The sequence below is a fragment of the Delftia sp. WSY_22 genome (assembly GCF_043104185.1).
Classification (GTDB): domain Bacteria; phylum Pseudomonadota; class Gammaproteobacteria; order Burkholderiales; family Burkholderiaceae_C; genus Comamonas; species Comamonas tsuruhatensis.
The window spans coordinates 691929-718589 of the sequence record NZ_JBICKN010000006.1 but is presented as its reverse complement, the minus strand read 5'-3'; the positions used below and the strand labels follow the sequence as shown (position 1 = coordinate 718589).

The 26661-nt window shown below is 66.9% G+C and carries 21 protein-coding genes; 6 read left to right on the top strand and 15 right to left on the bottom strand.

Annotation, left to right across the window (positions count from 1 at the left end; genetic code table 11):
• Positions 1 to 146 precede the first annotated feature (146 nt).
• From ACF8NF_RS03880 to ACF8NF_RS03860, 5 genes are all read right to left on the bottom strand, one after another.
• Entirely contained in the window at positions 147 to 1154 is a 1008-nt protein-coding gene (locus ACF8NF_RS03880) for a tripartite tricarboxylate transporter substrate binding protein (protein ID WP_017407531.1), read from the bottom strand.
• Between the two features lie 175 nt (positions 1155 to 1329).
• Entirely contained in the window at positions 1330 to 2070 is a 741-nt protein-coding gene (locus ACF8NF_RS03875; protein ID WP_126310916.1) for an SDR family NAD(P)-dependent oxidoreductase, read from the bottom strand.
• 7 nt (positions 2071 to 2077) lie between these two features.
• Entirely contained in the window at positions 2078 to 3289 is a 1212-nt protein-coding gene (gene pcaF, locus ACF8NF_RS03870; protein ID WP_126310915.1) for a 3-oxoadipyl-CoA thiolase, read from the bottom strand.
• 74 nt (positions 3290 to 3363) lie between these two features.
• On the bottom strand, positions 3364 to 4023 hold the full coding sequence (locus ACF8NF_RS03865) for a 3-oxoacid CoA-transferase subunit B (protein ID WP_026062883.1): 660 nt from the start codon (positions 4021 to 4023) through the stop codon (positions 3364 to 3366).
• Between the two features lie 26 nt (positions 4024 to 4049).
• Positions 4050 to 4751, bottom strand: coding sequence for a 3-oxoacid CoA-transferase subunit A (locus ACF8NF_RS03860; RefSeq protein ID WP_012207359.1), 702 nt, complete (start codon positions 4749 to 4751; stop codon positions 4050 to 4052).
• 86 nt (positions 4752 to 4837) lie between these two features.
• Between ACF8NF_RS03860 and ACF8NF_RS03855 the strand changes: the two genes are divergently transcribed.
• The 4 genes from ACF8NF_RS03855 (at position 4838) to ACF8NF_RS03840 (ending at position 12907) form a co-directional block, all read left to right on the top strand.
• The gene (locus tag ACF8NF_RS03855) at positions 4838 to 5677 is read left to right on the top strand and encodes an IclR family transcriptional regulator C-terminal domain-containing protein (RefSeq protein WP_392450062.1); all 840 of its coding nucleotides are present in this window, start codon (positions 4838 to 4840) and stop codon (positions 5675 to 5677) included.
• Between the two features lie 55 nt (positions 5678 to 5732).
• On the top strand, positions 5733 to 6443 hold the full coding sequence (locus ACF8NF_RS03850; protein WP_392450060.1) for a transposase: 711 nt from the start codon (positions 5733 to 5735) through the stop codon (positions 6441 to 6443).
• Positions 6444 to 6631: 188 nt separating this feature from the next.
• Complete coding sequence (locus ACF8NF_RS03845) at positions 6632 to 11362, top strand: glutamate synthase-related protein (protein WP_016445556.1); 4731 nt, start codon at positions 6632 to 6634, stop codon at positions 11360 to 11362.
• A 69-nt stretch (positions 11363 to 11431) separates the two neighbouring features.
• Entirely contained in the window at positions 11432 to 12907 is a 1476-nt protein-coding gene (locus ACF8NF_RS03840) for a glutamate synthase subunit beta (protein WP_016445557.1), read from the top strand.
• 210 nt (positions 12908 to 13117) lie between these two features.
• On the opposite strand, the gene tatC is transcribed toward ACF8NF_RS03840, so the two are convergent.
• The 10 genes from tatC to galE form a co-directional block, all read right to left on the bottom strand.
• Complete coding sequence (gene tatC, locus ACF8NF_RS03835) at positions 13118 to 13942, bottom strand: twin-arginine translocase subunit TatC (RefSeq protein ID WP_017406166.1); 825 nt, start codon at positions 13940 to 13942, stop codon at positions 13118 to 13120.
• A 150-nt stretch (positions 13943 to 14092) separates the two neighbouring features.
• Entirely contained in the window at positions 14093 to 14590 is a 498-nt protein-coding gene (gene tatB / locus ACF8NF_RS03830) for a Sec-independent protein translocase protein TatB (RefSeq protein ID WP_016445559.1), read from the bottom strand.
• 21 nt (positions 14591 to 14611) lie between these two features.
• Positions 14612 to 14851, bottom strand: a complete 240-nt coding sequence (gene tatA / locus ACF8NF_RS03825; RefSeq protein WP_016445560.1) for a Sec-independent protein translocase subunit TatA — start codon at positions 14849 to 14851, stop codon at positions 14612 to 14614.
• A 155-nt stretch (positions 14852 to 15006) separates the two neighbouring features.
• Positions 15007 to 15369, bottom strand: a complete 363-nt coding sequence (locus ACF8NF_RS03820) for a histidine triad nucleotide-binding protein (protein ID WP_392450059.1) — start codon at positions 15367 to 15369, stop codon at positions 15007 to 15009.
• Positions 15370 to 15411: 42 nt separating this feature from the next.
• Complete coding sequence (locus tag ACF8NF_RS03815; RefSeq protein ID WP_016445562.1) at positions 15412 to 16443, bottom strand: patatin-like phospholipase family protein; 1032 nt, start codon at positions 16441 to 16443, stop codon at positions 15412 to 15414.
• A 19-nt stretch (positions 16444 to 16462) separates the two neighbouring features.
• Positions 16463 to 16855: a membrane protein gene (locus tag ACF8NF_RS03810; RefSeq protein ID WP_013800783.1), complete on the bottom strand. Its 393-nt coding sequence runs from the start codon at positions 16853 to 16855 to the stop codon at positions 16463 to 16465.
• Positions 16852 to 17265 (bottom strand): phosphoribosyl-ATP diphosphatase, encoded by a 414-nt coding sequence (locus ACF8NF_RS03805; protein ID WP_016445563.1) that lies wholly within the window; start codon positions 17263 to 17265, stop codon positions 16852 to 16854. The genes ACF8NF_RS03810 and ACF8NF_RS03805 overlap by 4 nt, the downstream gene beginning before the upstream one ends.
• Positions 17262 to 17660 carry a phosphoribosyl-AMP cyclohydrolase gene (gene hisI, locus ACF8NF_RS03800; RefSeq protein ID WP_174538852.1) on the bottom strand — a complete coding sequence of 133 codons (399 nt, stop codon included), beginning with the start codon at positions 17658 to 17660 and terminating at the stop codon, positions 17262 to 17264. Before hisI ends, ACF8NF_RS03805 begins: the two co-directional genes overlap by 4 nt.
• A gap of 244 nt (positions 17661 to 17904) precedes the next feature.
• A complete protein-coding gene (gene hisF / locus ACF8NF_RS03795) occupies positions 17905 to 18705 on the bottom strand; it encodes an imidazole glycerol phosphate synthase subunit HisF (RefSeq protein ID WP_013800786.1) in 801 nt (266 codons plus the stop codon).
• 76 nt (positions 18706 to 18781) lie between these two features.
• The gene (galE, locus tag ACF8NF_RS03790) at positions 18782 to 19792 is read right to left on the bottom strand and encodes a UDP-glucose 4-epimerase GalE (protein WP_017406261.1); all 1011 of its coding nucleotides are present in this window, start codon (positions 19790 to 19792) and stop codon (positions 18782 to 18784) included.
• A gap of 234 nt (positions 19793 to 20026) precedes the next feature.
• On the opposite strand from galE, the gene ACF8NF_RS03785 reads away from it, so the two are divergent.
• Together ACF8NF_RS03785 and ACF8NF_RS03780 are read left to right on the top strand one after the other, a co-directional pair.
• Positions 20027 to 22846, top strand: a complete 2820-nt coding sequence (locus tag ACF8NF_RS03785) for a bifunctional glycoside hydrolase 114/ polysaccharide deacetylase family protein (protein WP_392450058.1) — start codon at positions 20027 to 20029, stop codon at positions 22844 to 22846.
• Positions 22812 to 26660 carry a tetratricopeptide repeat protein gene (locus tag ACF8NF_RS03780; protein WP_392450056.1) on the top strand — a complete coding sequence of 1283 codons (3849 nt, stop codon included), beginning with the start codon at positions 22812 to 22814 and terminating at the stop codon, positions 26658 to 26660. Before ACF8NF_RS03785 ends, ACF8NF_RS03780 begins: the two co-directional genes overlap by 35 nt.
• The last annotated feature ends 1 nt before the right edge of the window (position 26661 follow it).

Below are 26661 nucleotides of genomic sequence, written 5' to 3'. Positions count from 1 at the left end.
GGTGCGGCGCGGCCGGCTCAGGCCCTTCCTCGGTGTCCCTGAGTTGGGCCGCGCTCGTTCGTGCGATGTGGGCGGTGCTTCGCAACAGGTCGGTGCTCCAATGAAAAAGAGCTGCACGCAGCAGCTCTTTTATACGGAAACGAGGGTCAGACTTGCGCCCCGGAATCCTTGACGACCTTGCTCCACTTCGTCGATTCGGCCTTGATGTAGGCGAGGAATTCGGCCGGCGTGTCGATCACGACATCACCGCCCTGGTCGTTGATCTTCTTGACCACGGCCGGGTCCTTGAGCACCTTGGCAATGGCCGTGTACAGGCGCTGCTGCACGGCGGCGGGCGTCTTGGCCTGGGTCCACAGGCCGAACCAGGAGGTGGCCTCGTAGCCTGGCACACCGGCTTCGGCCACGGTGGGCACATCGGGCAGTTCCGGCGAGCGCTTGGCCGTGGTCACGGCGATGGGACGCAGCTTGCCCGAGCGCACATGCTGGATGGCCGAGGGCATGTTGTCGAACATGATGGCGATCTGGTTGCCCAGCAGGTCGGTGATGGCCGGGGCGCTGCCCTTGTAGGGCACGTGCACCATGTCCAGGCCCGTCATGGAGCGGAACAGCTCGCCCGACAGGTGGATGGAGCTGCCGCTGCCCGAGGAGCCGTAGTTCAGCTTGCCGGGGTTGGCACGCGCATAGGCGATCATTTCCTTGACGGTCTTGAACGGCTGGCTGGGGTGGGCTACCAGCAGGTTGGGCACGTTGGCCACGCGCGTCAGGGGCGAGAAGTCCTTGATGGGGTCGAAGCCGGGCTTGGCGTAGAGCGCGGCATTGATGGCATGCGTGCCCACGGTGCCCATGAACAGCGTGTAGCCGTCGGCCGGCGCACGTGCGGCGGCCACGGCGCCGATGTTGCCGCCCGCGCCGGGCTTGTTGTCCACGATCACGGTCTGGCCCAGCTCCTGCTGCAGCGCCTGGGCGACGATGCGCGCCAGGATGTCGGTGGTGCCGCCAGCGGCGAAGGGCACGAGGATGGTGATGGGCTTGCTGGGGAAGCCGTCCTGGGCCAGGGCGGCGGTGCCGGACAGGGCGCCGAGCGCGGTCAGGGATGCGGCGGCCAGCGCCTGCAGGCCACGGCGGCGGGTGAAACGGGTGGTTTGATCAAACATCGAGAGGTCTCCTGATTCGGCAATAAGGTGGATGGCCGGGCCCGGCAACGCCGGGCTGGGCCAGGGCAATGCCCTGTGTGGCGCACGCCTGTGCAGGCGGGCGCTTCCAGTGGTTCTTCTTGAAGGGGGTTGTGCCTGGGAAGGCGTTCGGTCAAACGGTTGGTCCGACGTTCGTTCAGACGGGCGCCACGCCCAGCGTGGTGCCGCCACAGATGTAGAGCACCTGGCCGGTGACGAAGCCGTTGTCGGGCGACAGGAAGAACAGCGCGGCGCGCGCCACGTCTTCCGGTGTGCCCATGCGGCCCACGGCAATGCTGTTGAGGATGCGCTGGGTCTGCGGCGCGCCTTCGGGGTTGCTCTTGGTGAACAGCTCGGTGGCGATGGGGCCGGGGCCCAGGGCATTGACCGTGATGCGGTCGCGGCCCAGCTCCATGGCCAGGGTGCGCGTCAGGCCGATCAGGCCGGCCTTGGTCGCCGAGTAGACGATGCGGTCGGGCTTGCCCAGCGCGGCGCGCGAGGACATGTTCACGATACGGCCCTCGCCGCAGGCACGCAGCGTGGGCAGGAAGGCCTGCACCAGCAGCATGGGCGCGCGCAAGTGCAGTCCCACCACATCGTCCAGATGCCGGGTGCTGGCGTTGTCGATGGTGCCGGGACGCGTGGCGCCCGCGTTGTTGACCAGGGCCACCACGTTGTGCGCGGCGGCAATGCGGGCCGCCGCCTCGGCGGTGGCCTGCTCGCTGGTCAGGTCGGCCTGGTAGCTCACCAGCAGCGGATGGCTCCATTCGGGCAGCACGTAGTCGAGGTTGACCACGGTGCGGCCCTGGGCCAGCAGGGCCTCGGCGATGGCGCGGCCGATGCCGTTGCTGGCGCCGCTGACCACGGTGACGGGTGTCTTGTTGTCCACGGTGCTCATCGCTGTCTCAGACCTTTTCCAGGATCACGGCAATGCCCTGGCCCACGCCGATGCACATGGTGCACAGCGCGTAGCGGCCGCCCAGCGTGTGCAGCTGGTTCACGGCCGTGGTAGCCAGGCGGGCACCGGAGGCGCCCAGCGGATGGCCCAGCGCAATGGCGCCGCCCCATTGGTTGACGCGGCGGTCATCGTCGGCAATACCCAGATCGCGCAGCACGGCCAGGCCCTGCGCGGCGAAGGCTTCGTTCAGCTCGATCACGTCCATCTGCTCCAGCGTCAGGCCGGTCAGGGCCAGCACCTTGCGCACGGCAGGCGCGGGGCCGAAGCCCATGATGCGCGGGGCCACGCCGGCCACGGCCATGCCGACCACGCGGGCGCGGGGCACCAGGTTGTATTGCCTGGCGGCTTCCTCGTTGGCCAGCAGCAGGGCGCAGGCGCCGTCGTTCACGCCGCTGGCATTGCCGGCCGTCACCGTGCCATCCGGGCGCACCACGCCCTTGAGCTTGGCCAGCGCCTCGATGGTGGTGGCGCGCGGATGTTCGTCCTGGCTCACCACGATGGCGTCGCCCTTCTTCTGGGCAATGGACACGGACACGATTTCCTTGGCCAGGTAGCCGGCCGCGATGGCGGCGGCCGCCTTTTGCTGGCTGGCCAGGGCCATGCGGTCCTGGGCTTCGCGCTCGATCCTGAAGTCGTCGGCCACGTTCTCGGCCGTCTCGGGCATGGAGTCCACGCCGTACTGCTGCTTCATCAGCTTGTTGACGAAGCGCCAGCCGATGGTGGTGTCGTACACGGCGTTGCTGCGGCTGAAGGCGCTTTCGGCCTTGGGCATGACGAAGGGGGCGCGGCTCATGCTTTCCACGCCGCCCGCGATCATCAGGCGGGCCTCGCCCGCCTTGATGGCGCGCGCGGCCGTGCCCACGGCGTCCAGGCCCGAACCGCACAGGCGGTTGATGGTGGCGCCCGGCACATCGATGGGCAGGCCGGCCAGCAGGGCGGACATGCGCGCCACGTTGCGGTTGTCTTCGCCGGCCTGGTTGGCGCAGCCGTAGAGCACGTCGGCCACGGCCGTCCAGTCCACGCCGGGGTTGCGCTCCATCAGCGCCTTGATCGGCACGGCGCCGAGGTCATCGGCACGCACCGGGGACAGGGCGCCGCCGTAGCGGCCGAAGGGGGTGCGGATGGCGTCGCAGATGAAGGCCTGGTTGGACTGGCTCATGGTGTCTCCTGGAAAAAGAATGAAGAGGTGCCGGGGTGCGCCGCAGCGCACCCACTGGGTGGGGAGCTGAGGGATCAGGCCGTGGCCGTCGCGTCCTTGATGGGCAGGCCCACGATGGACTGCAGCTCGGCGTGCGAGAGGCCGGGCACGGTGTCGATCAGGCGCAGGCCCTCGGGCGTGCATTCCAGCGTGCACAGGTCGGTGTAGATGCGCTTGACGCAGGACAGGCCCGTGAGCGGATAGCTGCAGGCCTCGACGACCTTGCATTCGCCGGTCTTGGTCAGCAGGTCCATCATCACCCAGGTCTGGCGTGCACCCACGGCCAGGTCCATGGCGCCGCCCACGGCGGGAATGGCACCGGCCTCGCCCGTGCTCCAGTTGGCCAGGTCGCCCGTGGCCGAGACCTGGAAGGCGCCCAGCACGCAGATGTCAAGGTGGCCGCCGCGCATCATGGCGAAGCTGTCGGCATGGTGGAAGTAGCAGCCGCCCGGCAGCAGGGTGACGGGCTGCTTGCCGGCATTGGTCAGGTCATAGTCCTCCTGGCCTTCGGCGGGCGCCGGGCCCATGCCCAGGATGCCGTTCTCGCTTTGCAGGATGACCTCGCGGCCGGCCGGGATGTGGTTGGCCACCTGGGTGGGCATGCCGATGCCCAGGTTGACGTAGGCGCCGTCGAAGATGTCTTCGGCCACGCGCCGGGCCAGCTCTTGCTTGCTGCGTTTCTGGTAGCTGCTCATGCTCTTGCTTTCGGCGGTTGGGGCGCTCATGCGGTTTTCTTGAAGCCGCCGGCCTGGGTGGCCACGCGGTCGATCTTCACGATCTGGCTCACGTAGATGCCGGGCGTGACCACGGCCTCGGGGTCCAGCGCGCCCAGCTCCACGATCTCGTGCACGGTGGCGATCGTGTGCTTGGCCGCCGTGGCCATCACGGGCCCGAAGTTGCGGGCCGACATGCGGTAGGTGAGGTTGCCCCAGCGGTCGCCCTTCTCGGCCTTGACCAGTGCCACGTCGCCGTGGATGGGATGCTCCAGCACATAGTGCTTGCCGTTGATCTCGCGCGTTTCCTTGCCGTTGGCCAGCTCCGTGCCATAGGCCGTGGGACAGAAGAAGCCGCCGATGCCGGCGCCGGCGGCGCGCAGGCGCTCGGCCAGGTTGCCCTGGGGCACGAGTTCCAGCTCGATCTTGCCGCTGCGGTACAGGTCGTCGAACACCCAGCTGTCCACCTGGCGGGGGAAGCTGCAGATGATCTTGCGCACCTGGCCGCTCTTGAGCAGGGCGGCCAGGCCCTGGTCTCCGTTGCCCGCGTTGTTGTTGACCACGGTCAGCTCGCGTGCGCCCTGGGCGATCAGGCCGTCGATGAGTTCGGTGGGATTGCCCGAGGTGCCGAAGCCCCCGATCAGCACGGTGGAGCCGTCCTGGACGCCCGACAACGCCTCGGCGATGGTGTCGGTGATTTTGTTGATCACTTGCTTGTCTCCGGTATGCAGGCCGCTGGCGCTGCGCTAAAATGTTCGTATGTAGAACAAAAGTTCGCAGAAAGAATTATAGGGCCATGGAAAAAAAAGCCGCTTCCGTAATTTCCACAGGTGGGGTTGAAGAAGAGGGCGGCACGCCGCGCCCCGGCGACAGCTATGTGCAGTCCTTCGCGCGCGGCCTGGGCGTGATCCGCTCGTTCAGCGCCGAGGCGCCTGCGCAGACGCTCAGCGAGGTGGCGGCGCGCACGGGGCTCACGCGCGCCGGGGCCCGGCGCATCCTGCTGACGCTGCAGACGCTGGGCTATGTGAAGAGCGACGGCAAGCTGTTCCAGCTCACGCCGCGCATCATGGAACTGGGCTTTGCCTACCTCAGTTCCACCCCGGTCTGGAACCTGGCCGAGCCCGTGATGGAGAACCTGGTCGACGAGGTCAAGGAGTCCTGCTCGGCCGCCGTGCTCGATGGGGGTGACATCGTCTATGTGCTGCGCGTGCATACCCACAAGATCATGAGCACCAACCTCAGCGTGGGCTCGCGCCTGCCGGCCTGCTGGACTTCGATGGGGCGCGTGCTGCTGGCCGGCGAGAGCGATGAATCCCTGCAGGCCCTGCTGGATGCACGCGAGCGCCGGCAGTTCACGGCCCTGACCGAGCAGGATGATGACCGCCTTCGCCAGCGCATTCTGGAGGTGCGCGTCCAGGGCTGGGCCCTGGTGGACCAGGAACTGGCCGAAGGCCTGATCTCCATCGCGGCGCCCGTGAAGAACGCGGCCGGGCGCACCGTGGCCGCGCTCAACATCAGCGGCCAGGCCAACCGCAACAGCGCCGAGATGATGCGCGGGCAACTCCTGCCCCGGCTGCTGGCCGCCACGCAGCTGGTAAGCCAATTGCTCAGGGCCTCATCGCGGCTTTCCCTGTAGGGCGGCGGGCGGCGCGGCGCTCCATAATTGCCGATCCACGCCCCGCACTCGCACCATGGCCCGCCTGCCCCGACTCACCCTTGCGGATCTGCCGCACCACATCATCCAGCTCGGCAACAACGGCGGGGACATCTTCATCGATGCCCAGGACCGGGAAACCATGCTGGGGCTGCTGCGCGAGATGGCGCGCAGCTGCGAGCTGGCCGTGCATGCCTACGTGCTGCTGCCCAGCCAGTTCCACCTGCTGGCCACGCCCCGCACCGGCGATGGCCTGCCCAGGTTCATGCAGGCCGTGGGCCGGCGCTATGTGCGCTACTTCAACGACCGACACGGCCGCAGCGGCACGCTGTGGGAAGGCCGCTATCGCGGCACGGTGCTGCAGCCCAGCTGGCTGCTGCCCACCATGGTCTTCATGGACGACAGCCCCGTGCGCGCCGGCCTGGTCCAGCGGCCGGCCGACTGGCCCTGGTCCAGCTACGCGCACAACGCCGGACTGCGCAGCGACGCGCTGATCCAGCCGCATGCCGTGTTCTGGGAGCTGGGCAACACCCCGTTTGCGCGGGATGCGGCCTATGTGGAAGCCGTGGAAAAGGGGGTTGGCACCGATGACGGCGAACGCATCAGCCAGTCGGCGCTGAGGGGCTGGGCGCTGGGCGATGAGCAATTCATTGCCGATTTACAACAGCGCACCGAGCGCCGCGTGACCCGCCAGCGCGCCGGCCGTCCGCCAGGACGGACCAATGAGCGCACCACAACAGTGCGTTAGTACCCACTGATGGACTGCAAGTGCTTGATTCCTCATCGCAGGCCTCTGTGAAATAAATATGTCCCTTATTAATTTCCGATTTTTTTGTTCTGGAATTAATTGGGATCTGACCCTTATATAAATTTATTGCATGAGGTGATGCATTGCCTTAATCTTGCGTTCCCTGCGAAAAATTTGAGGATTCCGCCATGACGACGGCTGCCGAGATCAAGCATCTCCAAGACCACGGTCTGTACTCCAAGAGCAACGAGCACGACGCCTGCGGCCTCGGCTTTGTTGCACATATCAAGGGCGTCAAGCGCCATGACATCGTCACCGGCGCGCTCAAGATCCTCGAAAACATCGACCATCGCGGTGCCGTGGGTGCCGACAAGCTCATGGGCGATGGCGCGGGCATTCTGATCCAGATTCCCGACCAGCTCTACCGCGAAGAGATGGCAAAGCAGGGCGTGGCCCTGCCGCCCGCGGGCGAGTACGGCGTGGGCATGATCTTCCTGCCCAAGGAACACGCCTCGCGCCTGGCCTGCGAGCAGGAGATGGAACGCGCCATCAAGGCCGAAGGCCAGGTCCTGCTGGGCTGGCGCGATGTGCCCGTGAACCGCGACATGCCCATGTCGCCCACGGTCCAGGAAAAGGAACCCATCCTGCGCCAGGTCTTCATCGGCCGCGGCGCGGACGTGATCGTGCAGGACGCGCTGGAGCGCAAGCTGTACGTGATCCGCAAGACGGCCAGCGCCGCCATCCAGAACCTCAAGCTCAAGCACAGCAAGGAATACTACGTTCCCAGCATGAGCAGCCGCACCGTGGTCTACAAGGGCCTGCTGCTGGCCGACCAGGTGGGCGTGTACTACAACGACCTGTCCGACGAGCGCTGCGTCTCGGCCATCGGCCTGGTGCACCAGCGCTTTTCCACCAACACCTTCCCCGAGTGGCCGCTGGCCCACCCCTACCGCTACGTGGCCCACAACGGTGAAATCAACACCGTGCGCGGCAACTACAACTGGATGCTGGCGCGCGAGGGCGTGATGGCCTCGCCCGTGCTGGCCGAGGACCTCAAGAAGCTCTATCCCATCAGCTTCGCCGGCCAGTCCGACACGGCAACGTTCGACAACTGCCTGGAACTGCTGACCATGGCCGGCTACCCCATCAGCCAGGCCGTGATGATGATGATTCCCGAGCCCTGGGAACAGCACGAGTCCATGGACGAGCGCCGCCGCGCCTTCTATGAATACCACGCCGCCATGATGGAGCCCTGGGACGGCCCGGCCTCCATCGTGTTCACCGACGGCCGCCAGATCGGCGCCACGCTGGACCGCAACGGCCTGCGCCCCTCGCGCTACGTGATCACCGATGACGACCTGGTCATCCTGGCGTCCGAAGCCGGCGTGCTGCCCGTGCCCGACAGCGCCATCGTGCGCAAGTGGCGCCTGCAGCCCGGCAAGATGCTGCTGATCGACCTGGAGCAGGGCCGCCTGATCGAGGACGACGAGCTCAAGGCCAACATCGTCAACACCAAGCCCTACAAGCAGTGGATCGAGAACCTGCGCATCAAGCTGGGCAGCGTGGGCGGTGACACCCATGCCGGCCCCGAGGCCGCCAGCCTGCCGCTGCTCGAGCGCCAGCAGGCCTTCGGCTTCACGCAGGAAGACATCAAGTTCCTGCTGGCCCCCATGGCCAAGAACGGCGAGGAAGGCATCGGCTCCATGGGCAACGACAGCCCGCTGGCCGTGCTGTCGGACAAGAACAAGCCGCTGTACAACTACTTCCGCCAGATGTTCGCGCAGGTGACCAACCCGCCGATCGACCCCATCCGCGAAGCCATCGTGATGTCGCTGGTGTCCTTCATCGGACCCAAGCCCAACCTGCTGGACATCAACCAGGTCAACCCGCCCATGCGCCTGGAAGTGCACCAGCCCGTGCTGGACTTCGCCGACATGGCCAAGCTGCGCGACATCGAACGCCACACGCAGGGCAAGTTCAAGAGCGCAACGATCGACATCACCTACCCGCTGTCCTGGGGCAAGCAGGGCGTGGAAGCCAAGCTGGCATCGCTGTGCGCGCAGGCCGTGGACGCCATCAAGGGCGGCGCCAACATCCTGATCATCAGCGACCGCCATGTGAGCGCCACCCAGGTGGCCATCCCCGCGCTGCTGGCGCTGTCGGCCATCCACCAGCACCTGGTGCGCGAGGGCCTGCGCACCACGGCCGGCCTGGTCGTGGAGACGGGCACGGCGCGCGAAGTGCACCACTTCGCCGTGCTGGCAGGCTACGGCGCCGAGGCCGTGCACCCCTACCTGGCCATGGAAACCCTGGCCGACATGCACAAGGAGCTGGGCGGCGACCTGTCGGCCGACAAGGCCATCTACAACTACGTCAAGGCCATCGGCAAGGGCCTGTCCAAGATCATGTCCAAGATGGGCGTGTCCACCTACATGTCCTATTGCGGCGCCCAGCTGTTCGAGGTGATCGGCCTGAACAGCGACACCGTGGACAAGTACTTCACCGGCACGGCCAGCCGCGTCGAGGGCATCGGCGTGTTCGAGATCGCCGAGGAAACCATCCGCAACCACCGCGCGGCCTTCGGTGACGATCCCGTGCTGGAGACCATGCTGGACGCCGGTGGCGAATACGCCTGGCGCGCCCGTGGCGAAGAGCACATGTGGTCGCCCGACGCCATCGCCAAGCTGCAGCATTCCACGCGCTCCAACAACTGGAGCACGTACAAGGAATACGCCCAGCTGATCAACGACCAGAGCAAGCGCCACATGACGCTGCGCGGCCTGTTCGAGTTCAAGTTCGACCCGGCCAAGGCCATCCCGCTGGACCAGGTCGAGTCGGCCAAGGAGATCGTCAAGCGCTTTGCCACGGGCGCCATGTCGCTGGGCTCCATCAGCACCGAGGCCCATGCCACGCTGGCAGTGGCCATGAACCGCATCGGCGGCAAGAGCAACACCGGCGAAGGCGGGGAAGATCCCCAGCGCTACCGCAACGAGCTCAAGGGCATCCCGATCAGGAAGGGCGAGACCCTGGGCTCCATCATCGGCGCCGACAAGGTCGAGGCCGACATCGAGCTGCAGGACGGCGACTCGCTGCGCTCCAGGATCAAGCAGGTGGCATCGGGCCGCTTCGGCGTCACGGCCGAGTACCTGTCGTCCTCGGACCAGGTGCAGATCAAGATGGCCCAGGGCGCCAAGCCCGGCGAGGGCGGCCAGCTGCCCGGCGGCAAGGTGTCCGACTACATCGGCAAGCTGCGCCACTCCGTGCCCGGCGTCGGTCTGATCTCGCCCCCGCCCCACCACGACATCTACTCCATCGAGGATCTGGCCCAGCTGATCCACGACCTGAAGAACGTGGCGCCGCACGCCGACATCTCGGTCAAGCTCGTGTCCGAAGTGGGCGTGGGCACCATCGCGGCCGGCGTGGCCAAGTGCAAGAGCGACCACGTGGTCATCGCAGGCCATGACGGCGGCACGGGCGCATCGCCCTGGTCGTCCATCAAGCATGCGGGCTCGCCCTGGGAAATCGGCCTGGCCGAGACCCAGCAGACCCTGGTGCTCAACCGCCTGCGCGGCCGCATCCGCGTGCAGGCCGACGGCCAGATGAAGACCGGCCGCGACGTCGTCATCGGCGCGCTGCTGGGCGCCGACGAGTTCGGCTTCGCCACGGCGCCCCTGGTCGTCGAGGGCTGCATCATGATGCGCAAGTGCCACCTGAACACCTGCCCCGTGGGCGTGGCCACGCAGGACCCGGTGCTGCGCGCCAAGTTCTCGGGCAAGCCCGAGCATGTGGTGAACTACTTCTTCTTCATCGCCGAGGAAGTGCGCCAGATCATGGCCCAGCTCGGCGTGGCGAAGTTCGACGACCTGATCGGCCGCTCCGACCTGCTGGACACCCGCAAGGGCCTGCAGCACTGGAAGGCCCAGGGCCTGGACTTCTCGCGCCTGTTCGCCCAGCCCGAAGTGCCCGCAGACGTGGCGCGCTTCCATGTCGAAAAGCAGGACCACCTGCTGGACAAGGCGCTGGACGTGAAGCTCATCGAGCGCTGCAAGCCCGCCATCGAGAACGGCGAGCGCGTGCGCATCATGGAAGTGGCGCGCAACGTCAACCGCTCCGTGGGCGCCATGCTCTCCGGTGCCGTGACGCGCGTGCATCCCGAAGGACTGCCCGATGACACCATCCGCATCCACTTCGAGGGAACTGGCGGCCAGTCCTTCGGCGCCTTCCTGTGCAACGGCATCACGCTGAACCTGCGCGGTGACGCCAACGACTACACGGGCAAGGGCCTGTCCGGCGGCCGCGTGGTGGTGCACGCCAGCCATGAGTTCCGTGGCGATACCACCAGCAACACCATCGTGGGCAACACCGTGATGTTCGGTGCCACCAGCGGCGAGGCCTTCTTCGGCGGCGTGGCCGGCGAGCGTTTCGCGGTCCGCCTGTCTGGCGCCACCGCCGTGGTCGAAGGCGTGGGCGACCACGGCTGCGAATACATGACCGGCGGCACCGTGGTGGTGCTGGGCAAGACCGGCCGCAACTTCGCCGCCGGCATGAGCGGCGGCGTGGCCTATGTCTACGACGAGGATGGCCGCTTCGCCGAGCGCTGCAACAAGGCGTCTGTCTCGCTGGACCAGGTGTTGCCCCACGACGAGCACCTGGCCCAGGTCTCGCCCGCCGTCTGGCACCGCCGCGAAACCGACGAGCGCCAGCTGCGCGCGCTGATCGAGGCGCACAGCCGCTGGACGGGCTCCAAGCGCGCCCGCGATCTGCTGGACAACTGGGCGGCAGCCCGCTCCAAGTTCGTCAAGGTCTTCCCCAGCGAGTACAAGCGTGCCCTGTCCGAGATGTACGAGCGCCAGGTGATGGAAGAGCCCGCCACGCCCGAGGTCGAGGAACACGCCAAGGAGGCGGTGGCCGCCAAATAACAAGGAAGCGAAGGATGCGGGCAGCAGCCCGCATCCATCCCTGCACCCCACACATCAGGACAACGAATCATGGGAAAGACCACCGGCTTCATGGAATATGAGCGCCTCGAGGAGGGCTATGCGCCCGTCGCCGAGCGCGTGAAGCACTACAAGGAATTCGTCATCGGCCTCGATGACAGCCAGGCCAAGATCCAGGGCGCGCGCTGCATGGACTGCGGCACGCCGTTCTGCAACAACGGCTGCCCGGTCAACAACATCATTCCGGACTTCAACGACCTGGTCTTCCACGGCGGCTGGAAGAGCGCCAGCGCCGTGCTGCACAGCACCAACAACTTCCCCGAGTTCACCGGCCGCATCTGCCCCGCCCCCTGCGAGGCCGCCTGCACCCTGAACATCAACGACGACGCCGTGGGCATCAAGTCCATCGAGCACGCCATCATCGACCGTGCCTGGGCCGAAGGCTGGGTCAAGCCGCTGCCCAGCAGCCGCAAGACCGGCAAGAAGGTGGCCGTGGTCGGCGCCGGCCCCGCAGGCCTGGCGGCCTCGCAGCAGCTGGCCCGCGCCGGCCACGATGTGACGCTGTTCGAGAAGAACGACCGCGTCGGCGGCCTGCTGCGCTACGGCATTCCCGACTTCAAGATGGAGAAGTCGCACATCGACCGCCGCGTCGAGCAGCTCGTGGCCGAAGGCGTCAAGATCCGTACCGGCGTGCTGGTGGCGGGCAAGGACGGCCTGGGCGAAGACTCCAAGGTCACCAACTGGGCCAAGGAAACCGTCAGCCCCGAGCAGCTCATGGCCGAGTTCGATGCCGTGCTGCTGACCGGCGGTGCCGAGCAGTCGCGCGACCTGCCCGTGCCCGGCCGCGAACTCAAGGGCATCCATTTCGCCATGGAGTTCCTGCCGCAGCAAAACAAGGTCAACGCCGGCGACAAGCTCAAGGGCCAACTGCGTGCCGATGGCAAGCATGTCATCGTCATCGGTGGCGGCGACACGGGCTCCGACTGCGTGGGCACCAGCAACCGCCACGGCGCCGTCAGCGTGACCCAGTTCGAGCTGATGCCCATGCCGCCCGAGCAGGAGAACAAGCCCCTGGTCTGGCCCTACTGGCCGATCAAGCTGCGCACCAGCTCCAGCCACGAGGAAGGCTGCGAGCGCGAGTTCGCCATCGCCACCAAGGAGTTCATCGGCGAGAAGGGCCAGGTCACGGCCGTCAAGACCGTGCGCATCGAAATGAAGGATGGCAAGATGGTCGAGGTGCCCGGCAGCGAGCAGGTGCTCAAGGCCGACCTGGTGCTGCTGGCCATGGGCTTCGTCAGCCCCGTGCAGGCCGTGCTCGATGCCTTTGGCGTGGACAAGGACGCACGCGGCAACGCCAAGGCCACCACCGACTTCACGGGCGGCTACGCCACCAGCGTGCCCAAGCTCTTCGCCGCCGGCGACGTGCGCCGCGGCCAGTCCCTGGTGGTCTGGGCCATCCGCGAAGGCCGCCAGGCCGCTCGCTCCATTGACGAGTTCCTCATGGGCACGTCCGACCTGCCTCGGTGAGATGCCAACCCCGGAAGGGGCTTGGCCATAGACAAAGAAAAAGCCCTTGGTTATGAACCAAGGGCTTTTTATTACAAATTCCTCGTGTTTCAGCGTAGGCCCTTGGAACTGGCGCGCCCTAAAGCGAGGGACACCGAGGAAGGGCCTGGGCCGGCCGCGCCGCCCCGCACCGAGGGTGTCGTCCCCCTCTGGGGGAAGGCGCGAAGCGACTCAGGGGGAGGGTTTATCCTCTGCGGGCTTGTCCACTGCGGTGCCGGGCTCGGCTTCTTCTTCCGGCGCCTTGGAGACGCGGCTGAACCAGCCGGCACCCAGGATGCCGATCTCGTAAAGAATGCACATGGGCACGGCCAGGGCCAGCTGGGAGATCACGTCGGGCGGCGTGACCACGGCGGCGATGATGAAGGCCACCACGATGAAATAGCCGCGGAAGGACTTGAGCTTGGCGATGTCCACCAGGCCGAAGCGCACCAGCAGCATGACCACGATGGGCACCTGGAAGGCCAGGCCAAAGGCCAGGTACAGCGACAGGATGGCCTCCACATACGATGCAATGTCCGGCGTGGCCGCCACGCTGTCCGGGGTGAAGCCCTGGATGAAGGCGAACATCTTGTCGAGCACGAAGAACTGCACGAAGGCGATGCCGATATAGGCCAGCAGGCTGCCGAAGATGATCAGCGGCAGCGCAAAGCGCTTTTCATGGCTGTACAGGCCGGGCGCCACGAAGGCCCACATCTGGTACATGATCCAGGGCAGCACGGCCAAGATGCCCACCATCATCAGTACCTTGAGCGGCACGAAGAAGGGGGTGAACACGCCGACTGCGATGAGCTTGGCATCGGGCGGCATGTGGGCCTTGATCGGGTGGGCGATGAAGTCGATGAGCCCGTTGGGGCCAGGCCATATGGCCAGCACGGCGATCGCCAGACCGATGCCGTAGATGCAGTAGAGCAGGCGGTCGCGCAGCTCCATCAGGTGCTGGACGAAAGGCTGCTCGGTGCCTGCCAGCTCGTCGTCTTTAGGTGGAATGTCGGACATGGTGCGAAACCGCGGCGGGCCGCAAGGGCGTCCACGGACCTGGTATGAAAAGCAGAAAGCCCGACGGATCGGGCAGGGTGGGGCGATGGCGGGTGCCCGGGTGGCAGAGGCTGGGCCGGTTGCCTCGTGGCCCGCTGCGCGCCAGCATCTTCAGCGGGACTTCTGGGGACGAAAGCGCGCCACGCGCGCCGCGCCCGACTGCGCCTTGGTGCGCACGCCGGCACGGGCCTTGTACCACTGGGGCACGGCAGCACGCTTGAGGCGCCAGTTCTTGCCCGGGTGGCGGTAGGCCGGCGCCACGGCGCTGTACGTATCGCTGCCTGAATCGTAGGAAGAGGAGTCGTACGAGGAAGACGTGCCGTTGAGCGATGCCGTGGACTCGTTCCAGTCCTTCTCGAAATTGGCGGCCGAAGTGTGGATGGACTGCTCGACGTCACGCGCCGCGCCTTCCACCGTGTCCTTCATCTTGCGCAACTCGTCGAGTTCCATCGAACGGTTGACCTCGGCCTTCACATCGGAGACGTAGCGCTGGGCCTTGCCCAGCAGGGTACCGACGGTGCGCGCCACGCGCGGCAGCTTCTCGGGGCCGATGACCACGAGAGCCACGGCGCCGATCAGCGCCATCTTGGACAGACCGATATCAAACATGGAGGCTTGGCGTGCGGAGCATCAGCTCTTTTGCTTGGCTTCGACGTCGATGGTGGCCTTGTCGGTGGCTGTCTGGCCTGCAACCTGGCCAGGGGCAGCTGCGGGGGTGTCGGTGGAGGTCGAGCCGTCCTTCACACCGTCCTTGAAGCCCTTGACTGCACCGCCAAGGTCGGAACCGATGTTCTTCAGCTTCTTGGTTCCGAACACCAGAACCACGATGGCCAGGACGATCAGCCAATGCCAGATGGAAAACGAGCCCATGAGAATCTCTCCTAAGAATTGCAGATCATTTTAGACGCCGGGCCATGGCGGCAGTTCGCAAGGCCCCACAAAAGCCGTTCGGCCGGCGCATGTACGCAGAAGTCGCAAGCAAGAGGCGGGCCATCTTGCGCGCAAGCCTGCGTCCAGCAAAGGCTTCAGCCCTTCAGCCAGGGGCGGGGGCCGCCCATGACATGGATGTGCAGGTGGTGGACGTCCTGTCCGCCCTCGGTGCCCGTGTTGACCACCAGACGGAAACCGCCGTCGGGATACGGATTGCAGCCTTGCTCGGCGGCCAGACGGGGCGCCAGCACCATCATGCGGCCCAGCAGCGCAGCGTCGTCGGCCTGGACCTGGGCCATGGAGGGGATGTGCTTCTTGGGCACCATCAGAAAGTGGATGGGCGCGCCGGGATGGATGTCGTGGAAGGCGAAGACTTCATCGTCTTCATAGACCTTGCGGGAAGGGATCTCGCCTTTGATGATGCGGCAAAACAGGCAGTTCGGGTCGTGATCGTGCATGGCGCTACGGGAGTCCTGGGAAGCTGGCGGTGGATCGAAAAATCAGGGTGAATTGTCGTTGATGTGCAGTGTCTGGCGCACGCCGATGTCGCTGCGGTGCTGCTGGAGCCAGTGCTGCCCCTGCTCGCGCCCCAGCTCGAACAGCTCGCGCACGAAACGCATGTCCGAGCGCGTCTTGGTCGAGGCGCCGTAGCCCTTGAGCACCGCGCCGCCGTCCACGCGGTGCAGCAGCACCTTTTTGTAGCGTGCCGGGTCCAGCTTGCCCTGCTCCAGCAGGCGCTTGACGAACTCGATGGCGCGCAGCTCGGACAGCAGGCCGGCGTTGAAGGTGACCTCGTTCATGCGGTCCATGATGTCGGCCGCCGTGTTGGGCAGGTCGGTGTGCTCGATGGGATTGATCTGCACCAGCAGGATGTCGCTGGACGCCGTGCCGTAGATCAGGGGATACAGGGCGGGATTGCCCGAGAAACCGCCGTCCCAGTAAGGCTCGCCATCGATTTCCACGGCCTTGAACAGCTGGGGCAGGCAGGCCGAGGCCATGACCGCGTCGGCACTGAGCCTTCTGCCCGAGAAGATGCTTCCCCGGCCCGTGCGCACATTGGTGGCGCAGACAAAGACCTTGGGCACCACGCCCTCCACGGGCGGACGCGTCAGCGCCTCGAAATCCACGACCCGTTCGAGCAGCTTGCGCAGCGGGTTGATGTCCAGCGGGTTGGTCTGGTAGGGCGAGAAGAACTGGTTGAGCACGCCCATGAAGGGGCTGCCCGGCAATGGCGCGCCCCACATCAGGCTGCCCATGGTGCCCACGCCTTCCCACAGTTCGGTCAGCGAGGCGCGGGCCAATTGGGCGCCCAGCGCCTGGGCGGCCACAGGGTCGCTTTCCTGGCGCGCGGCCTGGGCAAAGCCCTGTGCCAGGGCCACGGCATTCATGGCGCCGGCGCTGGTGCCGCTGATGCCGTCGAAGACAAGGCTGCCGTCTTCCAGCAGTGCGTCCAGCACGCCCCAGGTCAGGGCGCCGTGCGAGCCCCCGCCCTGCAGGGCGAGGTTGATCTTGCAGGTCGGGGTGGAGGACATGGCGGGCGGGCCGGCGGCTTCAGCGGTCCACGGCCTGGTTGCGGTTCATGGCGACCATGCCGCGCACGATGCGGTACAGGAACCAGATGGAGATCACCGTCCAGGCGATCCAGCCGGGCACGAAGAACAGCAGCCACAGAGGTGCCGTGACCAGGTACAGGATGCCGGCCCAGATCACGCTGCGGATGCGCCACGAGAAATGGTTGGCCATCCAGCTGCCTTCGGCGTCGCCGCGCTTGACCAGGTCGATGATCAGGGCGATCACCAGCAGCGCGATGCTGGGCTGGGCGCCGGGCACGACGGCGGCCACGGCCACCACCAGGTGCAGCAGGTAGCTGACCCAGCCCCAGGCCTTGAGGCCTTCGATGCGGGACTGGTCCAGGGCACGGACTTCGATGTAATCGTCATTCATGGCAGCGGTCCTTTCTCGTTCACATCACGTTCCTGGGCCTTGCGCAGCGCCTTTTCCTCGATGCCGCTGGTGCCTTCGCGGCGCTCCAGCTCGGCGACGACCTGGGCGGGCGTCAGGCCATAGTGGGCCAGGGCGATCATGCTATGGAACCACAGATCGGCCACTTCGTAGAGGATTTTGCCGGCGTCCCCGCCATGGTCTGCGTCCTTGGCGGCCATGACGACTTCGGTGGCCTCTTCGCCGATCTTCTTCAAAAAGGCATCCGGGCCCTTGTGCAGCAGGCGGGCGACGTAGCTCTTGTCGGGGTCGCCGCCGTTGGCGGGCTTGCGGCTTTCGATGACGGCGGCCAGGCGCGCCAGGGCGTCCTGCGAGGAAGTGCTTGCGGTGTCGTTCATGTTCGTGGAATTCATTTGTAGATCGATTCGGGGTCTTTCAAGACCGGATCGACGGCCTGCCACTGGCCATCGCGCAGCACGCTGTAGAAGCAGCTGTGGCGCCCCGTGTGGCAGGCAATGCCGGGCTCGTGGCCGGTCTGGGTGATCTTGAGCAGGACCACGTCGTTGTCGCAGTCGATGCGCACCTCGTGCACGGTCTGCACGTGGCCCGATTCCTCGCCCTTGAACCACAGCTTGTTGCGCGAGCGGCTGAAATAGACGGCGCGGCCCAGCTCGGCCGTCTTGGCCAGGGCCTCGCGGTTCATCCAGGCGAACATCAGCACGTCGCCCGTGTCCTTTTCCTGCGCGATCACGGGCACCAGGCCCTGCGCATCCCATTTGACTTGATCTAGCCAGTTCATTGCCTGCATTGTGAATATCCTGGGTTGGAATCCCTGTGACAGCATTGTCAGGAATTGCCTGGATTGAAAATACACCCCCTGAGTCGCTTCGCGCCTTCCCCCTCTCTCGCTGCGCGGGAGGGAGACGACAGCCTTGCTGCGGGGCGGCCCTTGCTCGCTGTCCCTGGTCCCTTGGGCCGCGCCGGTTTCATGGGTTGTGGGCGGCGCGAGCGCCATGGAAAACTGAAATGAAGGAGTCCGCCGAAGCGCCGTATCAGAGGCGCACGGGCACGCCGCGCTCGGCCATGCGCTGCTTGGCCTGGCCCACGGTGAATTCGCCATAGTGGAAGATGCTGGCGGCCAGCACGGCGTCGGCGCCGCCCAGGGTCACGCCATCGGCCAGGTCGTCCAGCGAGCCCACGCCGCCGGAGGCGATCACGGGCACGGGCACGGCGTCGCTGACGGCGCGCGTGAGCTTCAGGTCGAACCCGGACTTGGTGCCGTCGCGGTCCATGCTGGTCAGCAGGATCTCGCCCGCGCCGCGGCGCGCCATTTCGGCGGCCCACTGCACGGCGTCCAGGCCGGTGTTCTTGCGTCCGCCGTGGCTGTAGACATCCCAGCCGGGGCCGGCGGCGCGGCCGTCGGCGCCGATGCGCTGCTCGTCTTCGGCGGTGCGGCGCTTGGCGTCGATGGCCACGACGATGCACTGCGCGCCGTACTTGTCGGAGGCGGCATTGATCACATCGGGATTGGCGATGGCGGCCGAGTTGAAGCTGGTCTTGTCGGCGCCCGCGTTGAGCAGGCGGCGCACGTCCTCGACGGTGCGCACGCCACCGCCCACGGTCAGCGGAATGAAGACCTGGCTGGCCACCGATTCGATGATGGGCAGGATCAGGTCTCGGCCATCGCTGGTGGCCGTGATGTCCAGGAAGGTCAGCTCGTCCGCGCCCTGGGCGTTGTAGCGCGCGGCGATCTCCACCGGGTCGCCCGCATCGCGCAGCTCCACGAAGTTCACGCCTTTGACGACGCGCCCTCCCGTGACGTCAAGACAGGGGATGATGCGTTTGGCAAGCATGGGCAGACTCGTGGCTAGGGCGTGAAACAAGGGCGAAAAGATACCACGCCCTCGGCGCCCGCAGGTGCTGCGGGGTTCAGCGCTTGAGACCTGCGGCCTGGCTTTGCCAGCGCCATGCGTCCTCGCACATGCGGTCCAGGTCCAGCATGGCCTTCCAGCCCAGCAGGCGCTCGGCCTCGGCGGGGTCGGCCCAGCACTGGGCCACGTCGCCGGGGCGGCGCGCCACGATCTGGTAGGGCACGGGGCGGCCGCTGGCGCGCTCGAAGGCCTTGACCATCTCCAGCACCGAGACCGGGCGCCCCGTGCCCAGGTTCACGGTCAGCAGGCCCTGCTGCTCGCGCAGATAGCGCAGCGCCGCCAGGTGGCCGCGCGCCAGGTCGGTGACGTGGATGTAGTCACGCACGCCTGTGCCGTCCGGCGTGGCGTAGTCATCCCCATAGACACTGAGCTGCTGGCGCTGGCCGATGGCGACCTGCGACACATAGGGCATGAGGTTGTTGGGGATGTCGCGCGGGTCCTCGCCGATCAGGCCGCTTTCATGGGCGCCCACGGGATTGAAGTAGCGCAGCCGTGCCAGGCGCCACTGGCCGGGCTCGGCGCGGTCCAGGTCGGCCAGCATTTCCTCGATCCACAGCTTGCTGCGGCCGTAGGGGTTGGTGGCAGACAGCGGGAAATCCTCGCGGATCGGCAGGCTGGCCGGGTCGCCGTAGACCGTGGCCGAGGAGGAGAACACCAGGCTGTGCACGCCCGCCGCCTGCATGGCTTGCAGCAGGGCGACCGTGCCGCCCACGTTGTGTTCGTAGTAGCGCAGTGGCTGGGCCACGGATTCGCCCACGGCCTTGAGTGCGGCGAAGTGGATCACCTCGCGGATGGAGTGCTCGGCAAACAGCCGGTCCAGCGCGGCGCGGTCGCGCACATCGCCTTCCACGCACAGCGGGCGCCGGCCCGTGATGCGTTCCATGCGGTCGAGCACGTCGGCGCTGCTGTTGCTGAAGTTGTCGTAGATCAGGTAGGGCTCGCCTGCGGCGGCCAGCTCCACGCAGGTGTGGGAGCCGATGAAGCCGGCGCCGCCTGTGACCAGGATCATGAATACCTCTCATTGGTGATTTTTTGGCGTGCCTAGTATCGCAATAACCCAGCTTTTCCCCGGGTTCAAGTGGGCTGAGCACAAAAGTAGGGAGAAAACACATTTGTAGACAAACAACGTTATGCTCGGCCCGCTTTTCGTCGGATTGACGATAGCTTTCATCAAATTGTTAAGAAATTTGATGCATAAAAACTATGAATTGATGGGGCATCACCACGCCCTGAGGAGAAGGCCATGAACGGTTTCCTGCGAAGCTGCCTGGTCTGCTGGGGGTTGCTGTGCGGCTGGGTGGTGCAGGCTGCCGAACCCGCGGTGGCTGTCTATTACGGGAACAAGGCATCGCTCAGTGAATTGAGCCTCTACGACATTGCCGTCGTGGAGCCGGGCCATGGCTATGACCCGGTCCGGTTCCGCAAGCAGGCCCCGGGCAGCGAGCTGTATGCCTACGCTTCCGTGGCCGAGGTGCTGCCCGAGCGCGCCTACTTCGGCAAGATTCCCGAGGCCTGGAAGATGGCGCGCAACGGCGCCTGGCAGTCCATCGTCCTGGACCAGACACCCGCGCAGTGGCCCGCCTTCTTTGCCGACGAGGTGATCGCGCCGCTGTGGAAGCAGGGCTTTCGCGGCTTCTTCCTGGACACGCTGGACTCCTACCGCCTGGCCACGAATTTCGACGAAAAGGCCCAGCAGGACGGCCTGGTGCGCGTCATCGAGACGCTGCACCAGCGCTATCCCGGCATCCGCCTGATCCTGAACCGGGGCTTCGAGATCGTGCCGCGCGTGAGGGACAAGGTACAGATGGTGGCGGCCGAGTCGCTGTTGCGGGGCTGGGATGCCAGCCTCAAGCGCTATGTGAACGTGCCCGAGAAAGACCGCGAATGGCTGCTGCAGCAACTGCAGACCATCCGCGAGCGCGACCGCCTGCCGGTGCTGTCCATCGACTACGTGGCCCCGCATGACCGCGACGCCACGCGCGAGACCGCCCGCCGCATTGCGCAGCTGGGCATCATCCCCTGGGTTTCCGATGCCGGGCTGCAGACCCTGGGCATAGGCCAGGTGGAGGCGGTGGCGCGCAGGGTGTTGATTCTCTACAACGGTGCCGACTATCCGTCCATCAACGGCGCATCGGCGCACCGCTTCCTGGAAATGCCCCTGAACTACATGGGCTACGTCGCCGACTACGCCGATGTGCGCGAGCCCCTGCCCGAAGGCGTGTCGCGCGACCGCTATGCCGGCGTGGTGAGCTGGTTCGGCGGCGCGGTGCCCGAGATGCGGGCCAAAAGCGTGCGGCAGTGGCTGGCCAACCAGGTGCAGCAGGGCATGCCGCTGCTGGTGCTCAATACGCTGGGCCTGTCACAGGACCGCACCATGTCGGCCGCCCTGGGCACGCGCAGCACGGAAGCGGCACCCGTGTTCCCGCTGCGGCGCGCCGAAAAGGCGCCGGTCATGGGTTTCGAGATACAGCCGGCCGAGCCAGCGCACGATTACGAAGGCTGGGAGTTCACGCCGCAGATGGCCAGGGGCAGCCGCGAGTTGCTGTCCTTCGACGACAAGCGGGGGCGCCGCTTCGTGTCGGCCGCCATCACGCCCTGGGGCGGCTTTGCACTCATGCCCTATGTGGTGGTGGGCATGCCGGGCACCGACCAGTCGCGCTGGGTGATCGACCCCTTCGCGCTGTTGCGCGAGGCGCTGCGCCTGCAGGACTTTCCGGTGCCCGACGTCACCACCGAGAACGGCCGCCGCCTGCTGCTGGCCCATGTGGACGGGGACGGCTTTCCTTCCAAGGCCGAGCTGCCGGGCACGCCCTTCGCGGGCGAGGTGCTGCGCCGCGAGATCCTGGAGCGCTACAGGATTCCGCACACCATCTCGGTCATCGAGGCCGAAGTCTCGCCGCAGGGCCTGTATCCGCAATGGGCCGACCAGCTGGAGGGCATTGCCAAGCGCATCTTCGCCATGCCCCATGTCGAGATCGCCAGCCATTCCTATTCCCATCCCTTCTTCTGGGAGCCCGGGGCAGCGCCCGACGGGGATGACAGCAAGGAAGTGAACCTCAACCTCCACATCCCCGGCTACCAGATGGACATGAACCGGGAGATCAATGGCTCGGTCGACTACATCCGCAAGCGCCTGGCGCCGCCCGGCAAGCCGGTGGACGTGTTCCTGTGGACCGGCAACACGGCGCCCAGCGCCGAGGCCCTGGCCATCTCCGACGCGGCGGGACTGCTCAACATGAATGGCGGCGACACGGCCATCACGCGCAGCAATCCCTCGCTGACGGAGGTGCGCAGCTGGGGCCTGCGCAAGGGCGGCCATCTGCAGATCTATGCGCCCGTCACCAACGAGAACATCTACACCAACCTCTGGCACGGGCCGTTCTACGGCTTCGAGCGCGTCATCGAAACCTTCGAGATGACCGACGCGCCCCGGCGCATGAAGGCCGTGGACATCTACTACCACTCCTACTCCGCCAGCAAGCAGGCCAGCATCAAGGCCCTGCACAAGGTCTACCAGTGGGCGCTGGCGCAGCGGCTGAACCCGGTCTACAGCTCCGAGTACATCCGCAAGGTGCAGGATTTCTACGAATTCGCCATCGGCCGCGACGCGCAGGGCTGGCGCCTGCGGGGCCCGGGCCAGTTGCGCACGCTGCGCATGCCGCCCGGCATGGCCCTGCCGTCCATGGCTGCCAGCCGCGGCATCGCCGGCTATGCCAAGGGCACGGACGGAAACTACCTTCACCTGGCCGGCGGCGCCGGATACCTGGTGCCGCAGGATGCCGCAGGCGCGGCCGCCTCCGCGGCGCGCCCCTATCTGGTGGATGCCAATGCCCGGCTCACGCAATGGCTGCCCCAGGCCGATGGCGGCGTGCGCTTGACCCTGCAGGGCCATGTGCCGCTGGAGCTGCGCATGCACCTGCCGTCCGGCTGTGCGCTGAGTTCCCTGAACGCCGCCAATCCCCTCATTGCCGTGGCGGGTGCCGATACGGGCAGCTCCAACCTCCGTTCCTTCAGAAGTACCCATCACAGTGTTGAACTCCAAGCGCAATGCCGGGGGCTCTGAGCGCCCCGTCACGGTTCCCTTCTGGCTGATCGTGCTGCTGGCGGTACTGATCGGCGGCGCCCTGTGGATGCTGTTTCCCAAGCAGGATCTGGAGCGCCGGCTCTCCGTCACCGGAGATGATTCCGAGCTGTCCTACAACTACCTGAGCAACCTGCTCAAGAGCGACCCGGGCAATGAAAACCTGCGCGCCCTGCTCAAGGCCAAGGAGGAGCGCCTGAAAGCCATCAAGCTGGCGCGCGAAGAGGCAGCCAAGCAGGCGCTGCCCAGCGCCGCCGTCCAGGCCTGGGAGCGCTGGCAGGCCGCCTACCAGAACTATCTGGAGGCGCAAAAGCAGGACCATCGCGCCGGAGGGCAGGCCGATGCCCTGGCGCTCCAGGTGATGCAGGCGCTCAAGGAGGTCCCGCTGGCGGGTCTGACCCAGGAGCAGGCGCTGTACCTGGCCTCTTCGGCGCTGGTACTCAAGGACGCACCGCTGGCCCTGGGCATCTACGACGACGTGGCAGAGCGCCAGGCCGATCCCGCGCGCAAGGCGCAGGTCTATGAGTCCGCTGCGCGGCAGGCGCTGGGCATGTCCCTGTACGAGGAATCGGCCCGGCTGCTGCGTCAGGCCAGCGCCACGACCGAGGACGTCCAGCAGTCGCGCGCCTATCTCTGGCAGGCCCTGCAGGTGCTGCAGTCCGGCAACCGTGCCAGCGAAGCGCTGGCGCTGGCGCGCCAGCAGGAAGAACTGTTGGGCAGCGACCCGGAAACGCTGCGAAGGCTCATCGGCCTGGCGCGTGCGGCTGGCAACCGGGCCGAGGCCGAGCGCTATGCCAAGCGGCTGCTGCAGCTGTCCCTGCTGCAGCAATGGCAGGTGCAGGTGGCAGGCGCTTCGGGAGCAGGCCCGGCCTTAGCGTCCACAGTGGCCGACGACGGCGCCTGGGCACTGCAGCCCGTGGCCTGGACCGCCCCGGGCTGGCGCATGCTGCGCACGGCCGACCCCGCACGCAAGCCGCCGCCGGGCCTGCCCTTTGACGACAAGACCTACCAGCTGGGCTACGAGGTGTTCCTCGAAAACCGCAACCTGCAAGATGCCTGGCGCGTGGCCACGGCCGCCGTGCGCCAGGCGCCGCAGGACATGGCCTGGCGCGAGCGCCTGGCCCAGGTGTCCGAATGGATGGGGCAGCAGCAGCAGGCCCTGGACAACTGGCTGGTCATTGCGCAGAACACGGGCCGTGAAGATGCCTGGAAGACGGTGATGCGCCTGGCGCCGGGCCTGTTCGACGACCGCGCCCTGATTGCCGGCCTGCGCCACCAGTTGAGCCGCCGTCCCCAGGATGCCGCGCTGCTGCAGGCGCTGGTCCAGGCCTATGAGCGCCAGGCCGAGCCGGGCGCGGCCATCGACTATCTGCAAAAGCACGGCAGCACGCCGCAGTCGCAGATTCTGCTGGCCCAGCTGGCCGAGCGCGCAGGCCGTTCGCCGCTGGCGCTGCAGGCATGGAAGCGCGTGCTCAGCGATCCCGAGCAGCGCACGCCGGCCCATGTCATGCCCGCCGCCGTGCTCGCGCTGCTGCAGGGCGAGCCGGCGCTGGGCCTGCGCTGGCTGGAAGACGCACAGACGCGCGTTCCGGCCGGCATGCAGGACGAAGGCGAGTACTGGCGCCTGCTGGGCGACCTGGCCCAGGACCAGCGCCAGGAGGCGCTGACGCTCAAGGCCTACCGCCGCCTGCTGCAGACGCCGCACGCCGGCATCAGCGACTACGACGAAGTGATCCGCCTGCTGCAGCGCACCGACCGGCGCGAGGCGGCCCAGATGTCCCTGCATGCCTGGGAGCAGTTCCAGGACGTGCGCCATCTGACACAGGCCTTCTACCTGCTGGAGGACCAGGAGGACTGGACGCAGATCGGCCGCCAGGTCGAGCGCATCATGGCCGACCCGGCCTTGCTCAAGCGCCTGATGGGCCAGCCCACCTTCTTCCAGATCCTGGGCGCCTACTACCAGCGCACTGCGCAGCCGAAAAAGGCCATGGAAGCCTTCGAGAAGGGCCTGGCGCTGGACCCCGGCTCCACGCCGCTGCGCCAGGGCCTGATGTGGCTGCTGATCGACACGCAGAACGCGGCGGCCCTCAAGCTGCTGCTGGCGGCGGCCGAGCCCGTGTGGGCACGTGATGCCGACATGCACGGCGCCCTGGCGGCGGCCTACATGACGCTGTCGCGCCCGGCCGTTGCGCTGGAGCGGTATCTGAAGCCGCACCGCACGGAGCATGCCGACGACTTCCTGTGGATGATGCAGTACGCGGATGCGCTGGAGCAGAACCAGCAGGCGGACCAGGCCTGGAACCTGAGGCAGCAGCTGTGGCAGCGCGAGAAGGCGCGCACGCGTGCGCAGCAGGGCCCTTCGGCCGATGCGGCCCGCCGCTGGCTGACCGCCGAGGGCCTGGACGAGGTCCAGCGCCAGGCACGCAGCCGGCTCATGCTCTTTCATACCCAGGGCGATGCCGAATTCGCCCTGATGCGCGAGCTGCTGCGCATGGACCTGGAAGGCGGGCGCCGCGAGCATTCCGCCGCTGCGGCCGAGCTGGCCATCGCCTGGCTGCAGGAGCGCGGCGAATACCAGGCCGAGCGCGGCTACCTTTGGCAGCAGTACGCGCGCAGCCGCAGCAAGAGTGCCAGCGCACCGCTGTGGGCCGAGATCACGGTGGCCCTGGCGGAAAAGGATGTGGCCCAGGCCGGGCAGCTGCTGCAGCGCCATGACGAGGCACTGCCGCGCTACGACCGCATCAACGCGGCGGCCATGGTGGGCGATGTGCGGCTGGCGCAGACCGCGGGCTTCGAGAGCATGGCCTACCAGCCCGACGACGATCCCCTGCACCTGGGGCTGACCGAGCAGTTGCTGGCCTTCAGCGACTACGGCGGCCTGCAGTTGCGCAATCGCCGCATGGACGCCATCGACGAGCAGGTCTCGCGGCTGCGCTGGCATGTGGGTCTCAACCCCCGCTGGGCGCTGGACCTGGATGCCGAGGACGTGCGCCGCACGGTCAACAAAAGCACCCTGGTGCGCGGACCCTCCCAGGAGCGTGGCATCGGCCTGCGCCTGACGCGCAAGACGCAGTCGGCCTCCAGCGAGTTCATGCTGGGCCGGCGCGAAAGCCTGGAGAGCTACACGCCGATGCAGTTCACGCAGACCTACAACGTGGACAGCCGCTGGAGCCTGCAGGCATCGCTGGGCCGGCACCTGGCCACGCAGGAAACGCTGGCCATGCGCATGGGCGGCATGAAGGACCGCGTGTCGCTGGGCAGCAGCTACCAGCTCTCGCGCCTGGACCAGATCACACTGGAGCTGGCATCGGAGCGCTACCGCGTGCAAAGCGGCGCCCGCGTGGGCTCCGGCAACCATGCGATGCTGCAATACCTGCACACCTATCGCAGCGAGGCACCCACCCTGCAGTTCGGCGCCTTCACCTCCTGGCACCGCTACAGCCGCACCGACCCGGCGCTGCTGCAGGGCAGGGATGCGGCCATCCTGGGCTACCTGCCTGCGTTCAACGATCCCACCATCGACTATCTGTTGCCGCGCAGCTTCCGCTTCTCGGGCCTGCAGATGATGTTCAACACGGGCTACGAGCAGCAATACACGCGCGCGCTGCGGCCCTATGCCAGCCTGGCCCTGACGCACCACAGCATCAACGGCGCGGGCTACGAGCTGGGCATGGGCCTGGCCACCAGCCTGTTCGGCGCGGACCACCTCGCGCTGGGCTTGAACCTGTCCAAGTCGGGCATCAACACCGTGGGCAATACCCGCGAGCTGTTGCTCACCTACCGCCTCCACTACTGAT